Below are 9,767 nucleotides of genomic sequence, written 5' to 3'. Positions count from 1 at the left end.
GCGAGGGCTTTATGGCTCGTACTACACCGATTAACCGCTACCGTAACATCGGTATCGTCGCCCACGTGGATGCTGGCAAAACCACCACCACCGAGCGCGTCCTTTTTTACACCGGCGTAAACCACAAAATGGGCGAGGTGCATGATGGCGCCGCGACCATGGACTGGATGGTGCAGGAGCAGGAGCGTGGTATCACCATCACCTCCGCCGCTACTACCGCCTTCTGGTCGGGTTCCGTTAAGCAGCACAAAGACAGCTATCGCTTCAACATCATCGATACCCCCGGGCACGTTGACTTCACCATCGAAGTAGAGCGCTCGCTGCGCGTACTCGACGGCGCGGTCGTGGTGTTCTGCGGTACCTCCGGTGTCGAGCCGCAGTCGGAAACCGTATGGCGTCAGGCCAACAAGTACGGCGTTCCGCGTCTTGTCTACGTGAACAAGATGGACCGTGCCGGCGCGAACTTCCTTCGTGTCGTCGGTCAGATCAAGCAGCGTCTGGGTCACACTCCGGTGCCGATCCAGTTGGCCATCGGTGCCGAGGACAACTTCCAGGGTCAGATCGATCTGATGACCATGGAAGCGGTTTACTGGGACGACGCCGACAAGGGTATGGCCCCGCGTCGCGAAGCGATCCCGGCCGAGCTGCAGGAGCTGGCTGAAGAGTGGCGCAGCAACATGGTTGAGGCTGCGGCCGAAGCCAACGAAGAGCTGATGAACAAGTACCTCGAAGGCGAAGAGCTCTCCAACGAGGAAATCAAGGCCGCCCTGCGTCAGCGCACCATCGCTGGTGAAATCGTCCTTGCCGTTTGCGGTTCCTCGTTCAAGAACAAGGGCGTTCCCTTGGTTCTCGACGCCGTTGTCGATTACCTGCCGGCTCCCGTCGACATTCCTGCCATCAAGGGTTCCGACCCGGATGACGAGTCCGTCGAAATGGAGCGTCATGCAGACGACAGCGAGCCTTTCTCGGCTCTGGCGTTCAAGATCGCTACCGACCCGTTCGTGGGTACCCTGACCTTCGCGCGCGTCTACTCGGGCGTGTTGAGCTCCGGTGACGGCGTGATCAACTCGGTCAAGGGCAAAAAAGAGCGCGTGGGTCGTATGGTGCAGATGCATGCCAACACCCGCGAAGAGATCAAGGAAGTGCGCGCTGGCGACATCGCGGCCCTGATCGGCATGAAGGACGTCACCACTGGTGACACCCTGTGCTCGGCCGACAAGCCGATTATCCTTGTTCGTATGGACTTCCCGGAGCCGGTCATCTCGGTAGCTGTTGAGCCGAAGACCAAGGACGACCAGGAAAAGATGGGTATCGCTCTGGGCAAGCTCGCCCAGGAAGATCCGTCGTTCCGCGTCAAGACCGATGAAGAAACCGGCCAGACGATCATCTCCGGCATGGGCGAGTTGCACCTGGATATCCTGGTCGACCGTATGCGCCGCGAGTTCAACGTCGAAGCCAACATCGGCAAGCCGCAGGTTTCCTATCGTGAGAAAATCACGAAGTCCTGTGAAATCGAAGGCAAGTTTGTTCGCCAGTCCGGCGGTCGTGGCCAGTTCGGTCACTGCTGGGTTCGCTTCGCGCCGGCCGACGAGGGTCAAGAAGGCCTGCAGTTCGTCAACGAAGTGGTGGGTGGTGTGATTCCGAAGGAATACATCCCGGCCATCCAGAAGGGTATCGAAGAGCAGATGAAGAACGGCGTTGTTGCCGGTTATCCGCTCATCGGCCTGAAGGCGACTGTATTCGATGGTTCCTACCACGACGTCGACTCCAACGAGATGGCGTTCAAGGTGGCTGCCTCCATGGCGACCAAGCAACTGTCCGCGAAAGGCGGCGCCGTTGTGCTTGAGCCGATCATGAAGGTTGAAGTTGTTACGCCTGAAGACTACATGGGTGACGTGATGGGTGACCTGAACCGTCGTCGCGGCCTGATTCAGGGCATGGAAGATACGGTTTCCGGTAAAGTGATCCGCGCCGAAGTTCCGTTGGGTGAGATGTTCGGTTATGCGACCGATGTCCGCTCCATGTCCCAGGGTCGCGCTAGCTACTCCATGGAATTTTCGAAATACTCCGAGGCTCCGTCGAACATCGTCGAAGCCATTGTCAAAAAACAAGGTTGATTCAGCCCTTTAAGTAAGAGGTTTACTGTCGTGGCTAAGGAAAAATTCGAACGTAACAAACCGCACGTCAACGTCGGCACCATCGGTCACGTCGACCATGGCAAGACCACGCTGACAGCTGCTCTGACCAAAGTCTGTGCTGAGACTTGGGGCGGTTCCGCGCGTAACTTCGACCAGATCGATAACGCGCCGGAAGAAAAGGCACGCGGTATCACCATCAACACCTCCCACGTTGAGTACGACTCGGCCATTCGTCACTACGCTCACGTCGACTGCCCCGGTCACGCTGACTATGTGAAGAACATGATCACCGGTGCTGCGCAGATGGACGGCGCCATCCTGGTCTGCTCGGCTGCCGACGGCCCGATGCCGCAAACCCGCGAGCACATTCTGCTGTCGCGTCAGGTTGGCGTTCCTTACATCGTCGTGTTCCTGAACAAGGCTGACATGGTCGATGACGCCGAGCTGCTCGAGCTGGTCGAAATGGAAGTGCGTGACCTGTTGTCGACCTACGACTTCCCGGGCGACGACACTCCGATCGTGATCGGCTCGGCGCTGATGGCGCTGAACGGTCAGGACGACAACGAAATGGGCGTTAGCGCCGTTCGTAAGCTGGTCGAGACCCTGGACTCCTACATTCCGGAGCCCGAGCGTGCCATCGATCGTCCGTTCCTGATGCCGATCGAAGACGTGTTCTCGATCTCCGGTCGCGGCACTGTGGTAACCGGTCGTGTCGAGCGCGGTATCGTCAAGATCCAGGAAGAAGTCGAGATCGTCGGTATTCGTGCCACGACCAAGACCACCTGTACCGGCGTTGAAATGTTCCGCAAGCTGCTCGACGAAGGTCGTGCTGGCGAGAACGTTGGCGTGCTGCTGCGCGGTACCAAGCGTGAAGACGTCGAGCGCGGCCAAGTACTGGCCAAGCCGGGCACCATCAAGCCGCACACCAAGTTCGAAGCTGAAGTGTACGTGCTGAGCAAGGAAGAAGGCGGTCGTCACACCCCGTTCTTCAAAGGCTACCGTCCGCAGTTCTACTTCCGCACTACCGACGTAACCGGTAACTGCGAACTGCCGGAAGGCGTAGAGATGGTAATGCCGGGCGACAACATCAAGATGGTTGTCACCCTGATCGCTCCGATCGCCATGGAAGACGGCCTGCGCTTCGCGATTCGCGAAGGTGGTCGTACCGTTGGCGCCGGCGTGGTTGCCAAGATCATCGAGTAATCGACGGTCGCTGTGAAAAGGCCCCTTCGGGGGCCTTTTCTATTTGTTGATCATTTATTGACACCCCAAGAGTGCATCCGTACAATCACGCCTCCTTTTATCGGGCGTATTGCGCTCGGTGGGGAAGGCAACTTGGAGTCTGTCAAATGCAAAACCAACAAATCCGTATTCGGTTGAAGGCTTTTGACCATCGCCTGATTGATCAATCTACCCAGGAAATCGTGGAAACCGCGAAACGTACTGGTGCTCAGGTGCGTGGTCCGATTCCTCTGCCTACCCGTAAGGAGCGGTACACCGTTCTGGTTTCTCCGCACGTCAACAAAGACGCGCGCGACCAGTATGAAATTCGTACCCATAAGCGTGTGCTGGACATCGTTCAGCCGACGGACAAAACCGTCGACGCGCTGATGAAGCTCGATCTTGCGGCTGGCGTTGAAGTGCAGATCAGCCTCGGCTAACTCCCCTCGGAGCTAGTCGTGTAACGCTCTGAAATGGGCGGCCATAGCGGGTGAAAGCCCCGTACACTCATGAGGTTACAACATGACTATTGGTGTAATCGGTCGTAAGTGCGGCATGACCCGCATTTTCACCGAAGATGGTGTCTCCATTCCGGTCACGGTCATTGAGATCGAGCCGAATCGCGTCACCCAGTTCAAGAATGAAGAGAGCGATGGCTATCGCGCCGTGCAGGTAACTGTCGGTGAGCGTCGTGCCTCTCGCGTGACCAAGGCGCAAGCCGGTCACTTCGCCAAGGCGAACGTCGCTGCTGGTCGTGGCGTCTGGGAGTTCCGTCTTGAAGAAGGCGACTACCAGGCTGGTGATCAGATCAATGCTGAAATTTTCCAGGCGGGCCAACTGGTGGATGTCACTGGTCAGTCCAAGGGTAAAGGCTTTGCCGGTACCATCAAGCGCTGGAATTTCCGTGGTCAGGACAACACTCACGGTAACTCCGTATCCCACCGCGTCCCGGGCTCCATTGGCCAGTGCCAGACTCCTGGTCGTGTATTCAAGGGCAAGAAAATGTCCGGTCACATGGGCGCTGAGCGCGTGACCGTACAGTCCCTGGAAGTTGTGCGTGTCGATGCTGAACGTAATCTGCTGCTGGTCAAGGGTGCCGTTCCTGGCGCTACCGGCGGTGATGTCGTCGTGCGTCCGGCTGCCAAGGCTCGCGGTTAAGGGGGAATGCTGAGATGCAATTGAATGTAAATGGCGCTCAGGCGATCGAAGTTTCCGAAAGCACTTTCGGTGGCGAGTTCAACGAGACTCTGGTTCACCAGGCTGTCGTTGCCTATATGGCTGGTGGCCGTCAAGGCACTCGCGCACAGAAGACCCGCTCCGAGGTTCGCGGCGGTGGCAAGAAGCCGTGGCGTCAGAAGGGCACCGGTCGTGCTCGTGCTGGCACAATCCGCAGCCCCATCTGGCGCTCCGGTGGTACCACCTTCGCTGCCAAGCCGCAGGATCACTCGCAGAAGCTCAACAAGAAGATGTATCGCGCAGCTCTGCGCTCCATCCTCTCCGAGCTGGTGCGCTCCGAGCGTCTGGTCGTGGTTGAAGACTTCGCCGTCGATGCTCCGAAAACCAAAGGCCTGCTGAGCAAGCTGGATGGCCTGGGTCTGAACGACGTGCTGATCGTTACCGATGCGCTCGACCAGAACCTGTACCTGGCTGCCCGCAACCTGCCGCACGTTGATGTGCGTGATGTCCAGGGTTCCGATCCGGTCAGCCTCATCGCCTACGACAAGGTGCTGATCACCGTGTCGGCCGTGAAGAAATTCGAGGAGCTGCTGGGATGAACCAGGAACGCGTATTCAAAGTGCTGCTTGGTCCGCACGTCTCCGAGAAAGCCACCGGGCTGGCGGACAGCAAGAGCCAATTCGTTTTCAAGGTTGCCACTGATGCAACCAAGCTGGAAATCAAGAAGGCCGTCGAAAGCCTGTTCAGCGTGAAAGTCGCCAAGGTCAGTACCCTGAATGTTCAGGGCAAGACCAAGCGTACTGCTCGCGGCCTGGGCAAGCGTAACGACTGGAAGAAGGCGTACATCGCTCTTCAGCCGGGCCAGGATCTCGATTTCGCCAACAGCGCTGAGTAAAGGGGTGCATCATGGCAATCGTTAAATGCAAACCGACTTCCGCTGGCCGCCGTTTCGTGGTCAAGGTTGTCAACCAGGACCTGCACAAAGGCGCGCCTTACGCTCCCCTGTTGGAGAAGAAGTCGAAGTCCGGCGGCCGTAACAACAACGGTCGCATCACTACCCGTCATATCGGTGGTGGTCACAAGCAGCATTACCGTCTCGTCGATTTTCGTCGCAACAAGGATGGCATTCCTGCCACCGTTGAGCGTATCGAATATGACCCTAATCGTACCGCGCACATCGCTCTGCTGCTTTACGCAGACGGCGAGCGTCGTTACATCATCGCGCCGAAGGGCGTGAGCGCTGGCGACCAGCTGATCTCTGGTGCTCACGCGCCGATCAAGGCCGGTAACACTCTGCAGCTGCGCAACATTCCGGTCGGTTCCACCGTTCACGGTATTGAGCTGAAACCAGGTAAGGGTGCACAGATCGCGCGTTCCGCTGGTGCTTCGGCTCAGCTGGTCGCTCGTGAGGGTGTCTACGTAACCCTGCGTCTTCGCTCCGGCGAGATGCGCAAAGTGCTGTCCGAATGCCGTGCGACCCTGGGCGAAGTCTCGAACTCCGAGCACAGCCTGCGTTCGCTGGGTAAAGCCGGTGCCAAGCGCTGGCGTGGTGTTCGCCCGACCGTTCGCGGTGTGGCAATGAACCCGGTAGACCACCCGCACGGTGGTGGTGAAGGTCGTACCTCTGGTGGCCGTCATCCGGTGTCTCCATGGGGCTTCCCGACCAAGGGCGCGAAGACTCGTGCGAACAAGCGCACCGACAAAATGATCGTCCGCCGCCGCAAGTAAATAGAGGTATACGACTGTGCCACGTTCTCTGAAAAAAGGTCCTTTCATCGACCTTCACCTGTTGAAGAAAGTCGAAGTGGCGGCGGAAAAGAACGATCGCAAGCCGGTTAAAACCTGGTCGCGTCGCTCTATCATCCTGCCGCAAATGGTCGGTCTGACCATTGCTGTGCATAACGGTCGTCAGCATGTCCCCGTTCTCGTGAACGAAGACATGGTCGGCCACAAACTGGGCGAGTTCGCCGGTACCCGCACTTATCGTGGGCACGCGGCTGACAAGAAAGCCAAGCGTTAAGGGGTAAGGAACGATGGAAGTAGCCGCTAAGCTGTCGGGCGCTCGAATCTCCGCCCAGAAAGCCCGCTTGGTCGCCGACCAGATCCGCGGGAAGAAGGTGGGCGAAGCGCTCAACCTCCTGGCTTTCAGTAGTAAGAAAGCTGCCGAGATCATGAAGAAAGTGCTGGAGTCGGCCGTAGCCAACGCCGAGCACAACGAAGGCGCTGACGTGGACGACCTCAAGGTTTCCACGGTCTTCGTCAACGAGGGGCGTTCGCTGAAGCGCATCATGCCGCGTGCCAAAGGCCGCGCTGATCGCATCGTCAAGCGGTCTTGCCATATCACTGTCAAGGTTGCGGACAAGTAACGGAGTCGTTCAGATGGGTCAGAAAGTACATCCCACTGGCATTCGCCTGGGAATCGTCAAGGAGCACACCTCCGTTTGGTATGCCGATAAGCGCACTTATGCCGATTATCTGCTCGCCGACCTGAAGGTTCGTGAGTACCTCCAAGACAAACTAAAAAGCGCGTCCGTAAGCCGTATCGACATTCATCGTCCGGCACAAACCGCACGCATCACCATCCACACCGCTCGTCCCGGCATTGTGATCGGCAAGAAAGGTGAAGATGTTGAGAAGCTGCGTCAGGACCTGACCAAGCAAATGGGTGTGCCCGTGCACATCAACATCGAAGAGATCCGCAAGCCGGAGCTCGACGGTATGTTGGTTGCACAGAGCGTTGCTCAGCAGCTGGAGCGTCGTGTGATGTTCCGTCGCGCCATGAAGCGCGCTGTACAGAACGCCATGCGTATTGGTGCCAAGGGCATCAAAATCCAAGTGAGCGGTCGTTTGGGCGGTGCAGAGATTGCCCGTACCGAGTGGTATCGCGAAGGTCGTGTGCCTCTGCACACCCTGCGTGCCGACATCGACTATGCCACGTACGAAGCGCACACCACTTACGGTGTGATCGGTGTGAAGGTTTGGATCTTCAAAGGCGAAGTGATTGGTGGTCGCCAGGAAGAACTGAAACCTCAAGCGCCCGCGCCTCGTAAAAAAGCCGCTAAGTAAGGAGTACGCCAAATGTTGCAACCAAAGCGTACGAAGTTCCGCAAGCAGATGACCGGCCACAACCGTGGTCTGGCTCAGCGCGGTAGCAAAGTCAGCTTCGGCGAGTTTGCTCTGAAGTCCGTAGCCCGTGGTCGTCTCACCGCTCGTCAGATCGAATCCGCACGCCGGGCCCTGACCCGTCACGTGAAACGTGGCGGCAAGATCTGGATCCGCGTTTTCCCCGATAAGCCTGTCACCAAGAAGCCCCTCGAAGTTCGTATGGGTAAAGGGAAGGGCAACGTCGAGTACTGGGTAGCCCAGATTCAGCCGGGCAAGGTGCTTTACGAGATCGAGGGTGTTTCCGAAGAGCTGGCGCGCGAAGCATTCGCCCTGGCTGCTGCAAAGCTGCCGCTCGCCACCTCCTTTGTTAAGCGGACGGTGATGTGATGAAAGCGAATGAACTTCGTGAACAATCGGTTCAGCAGCTGAACGAGCAACTGCTCGGCCTGCTGCGCGACCAGTTCAATCTGCGCATGCAGAAGGCAACTGGCCAGTTGGGGCAGTCTCACCTGCTCTCGCAAGTGAAGCGCGACATCGCTCGCGTGAAAACTGTGCTCAACCAGCAAGCAGGTAAGTGATCATGGCTGAAGCTCAGAAAACCGTCCGTACGCTGACCGGCCGTGTCGTCAGCGACAAGATGGACAAAACCATCACCGTCCTGATCGAGCGCCGCGTAAAGCACCCGATCTACGGTAAGTACGTCAAGCGTTCGACCAAGTTGCACGCTCACGATGAAACCAACCAGTGCCGTATCGGCGACAAGGTCACCATTCGCGAGACCCGTCCGCTGGCCAAGACTAAGTCTTGGATGCTGGTGGAAGTCGTCGAGCGCGCGGTGGAAGTCTAAGAGACTAAGGGTCGGAGAAAGGTATGATTCAGACTCAATCCATGCTCGATGTCGCCGATAACAGCGGCGCACGTCGCGTAATGTGCATCAAGGTGCTCGGCGGCTCGCATCGTCGCTATGCCGGCATCGGTGACATCATCAAAGTAACCGTGAAGGAAGCAATTCCTCGCGGCAAGGTGAAGAAAGGCCAAGTGATGACCGCTGTCGTGGTCCGCACTCGTCACGGCGTTCGTCGTCCGGATGGTTCCATCATCCGCTTCGACGGCAACGCGGCTGTTCTGCTGAACAACAAGCAGGAGCCGATCGGCACCCGTATCTTCGGGCCGGTGACTCGTGAACTTCGCTCTGAGAAGTTCATGAAGATCGTCTCGCTCGCCCCCGAAGTGCTGTAAGGAGAAGCCGTCATGCAAAAGATTCGTCGTGACGACGAGATCATCGTCATCGCCGGCAAAGACAAGGGCAAGCGTGGCAAGGTGCTCAAGGTTCTCGCTGACGACCGTCTGGTCGTTGGTGGGATCAACCTGGTGAAGCGCCATACCAAGCCGAACCCGATGTCGGGCGTACAAGGCGGTATCGTCGAGAAGGAGGCGCCTCTGCACGTCTCCAACGTCGCCATCTTCAATGCCGAAACCAACAAGGCTGACCGCGTTGGTTTCAAGGTAGAAGAAGGCAAGAAAATTCGTGTCTTCAAGTCGACCCAAAAAGCGGTCGATGCTTGAGCATCGCTAGGTAAATCACCATGGCACGACTGAAAGAGATTTATCGGAAGGAAATCGCGCCCAAGCTGAAAGAACAGCTTCAGCTGGCGAACGTGATGGAAGTTCCGCGCGTTACTAAAATCACCCTGAACATGGGTCTTGGCGAAGCGATCGGCGACAAGAAAGTCATCGAGCACGCTGTTGCCGACCTGGAGAAGATCACTGGCCAGAAAGCCATTGTTACCTACGCTCGCAAGTCGATCGCCGGTTTCAAGGTGCGCGAAGGCTGGCCGATCGGTATCAAGGTTACCCTGCGTCGCGATCGGATGTACGAATTCCTCGATCGTCTGCTCGCCATCTCCCTGCCGCGCGTGCGTGACTTCCGCGGCCTGAATGCCAAGTCCTTCGATGGTCGTGGCAACTACAGCATGGGCGTGAAAGAGCAGATCATCTTCCCGGAAATCGATTACGACAAAATCGATGCACTGCGCGGTCTGGACATCACCCTGACTACCACTGCCCGTACCGATGATGAAGGTCGTGCGCTGCTGCGCGCCTTCAACTTCCCGTTCCGCAACTGAT

The 9,767-nt window shown here is 57.7% G+C and carries 16 protein-coding genes; all 16 read left to right on the top strand.

Annotated elements, in window-relative coordinates; translation table 11 throughout:
- Positions 1-11 precede the first annotated feature (11 nt).
- Positions 12-2,117 (top strand): elongation factor G, encoded by a 2,106-nt coding sequence (gene fusA / locus QMX85_RS16715; protein ID WP_090231809.1) that lies wholly within the window; start codon positions 12-14, stop codon positions 2,115-2,117.
- Positions 2,118-2,147: 30 nt separating this feature from the next.
- Positions 2,148-3,341 (top strand): elongation factor Tu, encoded by a 1,194-nt coding sequence (tuf, locus tag QMX85_RS16710; protein WP_282342670.1) that lies wholly within the window; start codon positions 2,148-2,150, stop codon positions 3,339-3,341.
- 146 nt (positions 3,342-3,487) lie between these two features.
- Complete coding sequence (gene rpsJ, locus QMX85_RS16705; protein WP_003463313.1) at positions 3,488-3,799, top strand: 30S ribosomal protein S10; 312 nt, start codon at positions 3,488-3,490, stop codon at positions 3,797-3,799.
- 82 nt (positions 3,800-3,881) lie between these two features.
- Positions 3,882-4,517 carry a 50S ribosomal protein L3 gene (gene rplC, locus QMX85_RS16700; protein ID WP_090225233.1) on the top strand — a complete coding sequence of 212 codons (636 nt, stop codon included), beginning with the start codon at positions 3,882-3,884 and terminating at the stop codon, positions 4,515-4,517.
- A gap of 14 nt (positions 4,518-4,531) precedes the next feature.
- Positions 4,532-5,134 carry a 50S ribosomal protein L4 gene (rplD, locus tag QMX85_RS16695; RefSeq protein WP_090225234.1) on the top strand — a complete coding sequence of 201 codons (603 nt, stop codon included), beginning with the start codon at positions 4,532-4,534 and terminating at the stop codon, positions 5,132-5,134.
- Complete coding sequence (gene rplW / locus QMX85_RS16690) at positions 5,131-5,430, top strand: 50S ribosomal protein L23 (RefSeq protein ID WP_090225235.1); 300 nt, start codon at positions 5,131-5,133, stop codon at positions 5,428-5,430. Before rplD ends, rplW begins: the two co-directional genes overlap by 4 nt.
- Before the next feature lie 11 nt (positions 5,431-5,441).
- A complete protein-coding gene (rplB, locus tag QMX85_RS16685; RefSeq protein WP_090225237.1) occupies positions 5,442-6,263 on the top strand; it encodes a 50S ribosomal protein L2 in 822 nt (273 codons plus the stop codon).
- 16 nt (positions 6,264-6,279) lie between these two features.
- Entirely contained in the window at positions 6,280-6,555 is a 276-nt protein-coding gene (gene rpsS, locus QMX85_RS16680) for a 30S ribosomal protein S19 (RefSeq protein WP_090225239.1), read from the top strand.
- A gap of 13 nt (positions 6,556-6,568) precedes the next feature.
- Positions 6,569-6,901, top strand: coding sequence for a 50S ribosomal protein L22 (gene rplV, locus QMX85_RS16675; RefSeq protein ID WP_003103908.1), 333 nt, complete (start codon positions 6,569-6,571; stop codon positions 6,899-6,901).
- Between the two features lie 13 nt (positions 6,902-6,914).
- Positions 6,915-7,601, top strand: a complete 687-nt coding sequence (gene rpsC / locus QMX85_RS16670) for a 30S ribosomal protein S3 (RefSeq protein WP_090225240.1) — start codon at positions 6,915-6,917, stop codon at positions 7,599-7,601.
- A 12-nt stretch (positions 7,602-7,613) separates the two neighbouring features.
- Positions 7,614-8,027, top strand: a complete 414-nt coding sequence (gene rplP, locus QMX85_RS16665) for a 50S ribosomal protein L16 (RefSeq protein ID WP_021209374.1) — start codon at positions 7,614-7,616, stop codon at positions 8,025-8,027.
- A complete protein-coding gene (gene rpmC / locus QMX85_RS16660; protein WP_090225242.1) occupies positions 8,027-8,218 on the top strand; it encodes a 50S ribosomal protein L29 in 192 nt (63 codons plus the stop codon). The genes rplP and rpmC overlap by 1 nt, the downstream gene beginning before the upstream one ends.
- A gap of 2 nt (positions 8,219-8,220) precedes the next feature.
- A complete protein-coding gene (gene rpsQ, locus QMX85_RS16655; RefSeq protein ID WP_084339554.1) occupies positions 8,221-8,487 on the top strand; it encodes a 30S ribosomal protein S17 in 267 nt (88 codons plus the stop codon).
- A 23-nt stretch (positions 8,488-8,510) separates the two neighbouring features.
- Positions 8,511-8,879 carry a 50S ribosomal protein L14 gene (gene rplN / locus QMX85_RS16650; RefSeq protein ID WP_003289207.1) on the top strand — a complete coding sequence of 123 codons (369 nt, stop codon included), beginning with the start codon at positions 8,511-8,513 and terminating at the stop codon, positions 8,877-8,879.
- Positions 8,880-8,891: 12 nt separating this feature from the next.
- A complete protein-coding gene (gene rplX / locus QMX85_RS16645; protein ID WP_090225244.1) occupies positions 8,892-9,206 on the top strand; it encodes a 50S ribosomal protein L24 in 315 nt (104 codons plus the stop codon).
- A 20-nt stretch (positions 9,207-9,226) separates the two neighbouring features.
- Positions 9,227-9,766 carry a 50S ribosomal protein L5 gene (gene rplE, locus QMX85_RS16640; RefSeq protein WP_090225246.1) on the top strand — a complete coding sequence of 180 codons (540 nt, stop codon included), beginning with the start codon at positions 9,227-9,229 and terminating at the stop codon, positions 9,764-9,766.
- The last annotated feature ends 1 nt before the right edge of the window (position 9,767 follow it).

Origin of the sequence: Pseudomonas sp. PS02288 (genome assembly GCF_029959715.1) — a bacterium.
Taxonomy (GTDB): Bacteria; Pseudomonadota; Gammaproteobacteria; order Pseudomonadales; family Pseudomonadaceae; genus Pseudomonas_O; species Pseudomonas_O kuykendallii.
The sequence above is the reverse complement of the archived record's forward strand: the minus strand, read 5'-3'. Positions and strand labels throughout refer to the sequence as shown.

What these genes read in the sequence shown, in the direction of transcription:
- rpmC (WP_090225242.1), top strand. Translation starts at nt 8,027, where the DNA reads ATGAAAGCGAATGAACTTCGTGAACAATCGGTTCAGCAGCTGAACGAG.
- rpsQ (WP_084339554.1), top strand. Translation starts at nt 8,221, where the DNA reads ATGGCTGAAGCTCAGAAAACCGTCCGTACGCTGACCGGCCGTGTCGTC.
- rplW (WP_090225235.1), top strand. Translation starts at nt 5,131, where the DNA reads ATGAACCAGGAACGCGTATTCAAAGTGCTGCTTGGTCCGCACGTCTCC.
- rplC (WP_090225233.1), top strand. Translation starts at nt 3,882, where the DNA reads ATGACTATTGGTGTAATCGGTCGTAAGTGCGGCATGACCCGCATTTTC.
- rplP (WP_021209374.1), top strand. Translation starts at nt 7,614, where the DNA reads ATGTTGCAACCAAAGCGTACGAAGTTCCGCAAGCAGATGACCGGCCAC.
- rplD (WP_090225234.1), top strand. Translation starts at nt 4,532, where the DNA reads ATGCAATTGAATGTAAATGGCGCTCAGGCGATCGAAGTTTCCGAAAGC.
- fusA (WP_090231809.1), top strand. Translation starts at nt 12, where the DNA reads ATGGCTCGTACTACACCGATTAACCGCTACCGTAACATCGGTATCGTC.
- rpsJ (WP_003463313.1), top strand. Translation starts at nt 3,488, where the DNA reads ATGCAAAACCAACAAATCCGTATTCGGTTGAAGGCTTTTGACCATCGC.
- rplX (WP_090225244.1), top strand. Translation starts at nt 8,892, where the DNA reads ATGCAAAAGATTCGTCGTGACGACGAGATCATCGTCATCGCCGGCAAA.
- rplN (WP_003289207.1), top strand. Translation starts at nt 8,511, where the DNA reads ATGATTCAGACTCAATCCATGCTCGATGTCGCCGATAACAGCGGCGCA.
- rplB (WP_090225237.1), top strand. Translation starts at nt 5,442, where the DNA reads ATGGCAATCGTTAAATGCAAACCGACTTCCGCTGGCCGCCGTTTCGTG.
- rplV (WP_003103908.1), top strand. Translation starts at nt 6,569, where the DNA reads ATGGAAGTAGCCGCTAAGCTGTCGGGCGCTCGAATCTCCGCCCAGAAA.
- rplE (WP_090225246.1), top strand. Translation starts at nt 9,227, where the DNA reads ATGGCACGACTGAAAGAGATTTATCGGAAGGAAATCGCGCCCAAGCTG.
- rpsC (WP_090225240.1), top strand. Translation starts at nt 6,915, where the DNA reads ATGGGTCAGAAAGTACATCCCACTGGCATTCGCCTGGGAATCGTCAAG.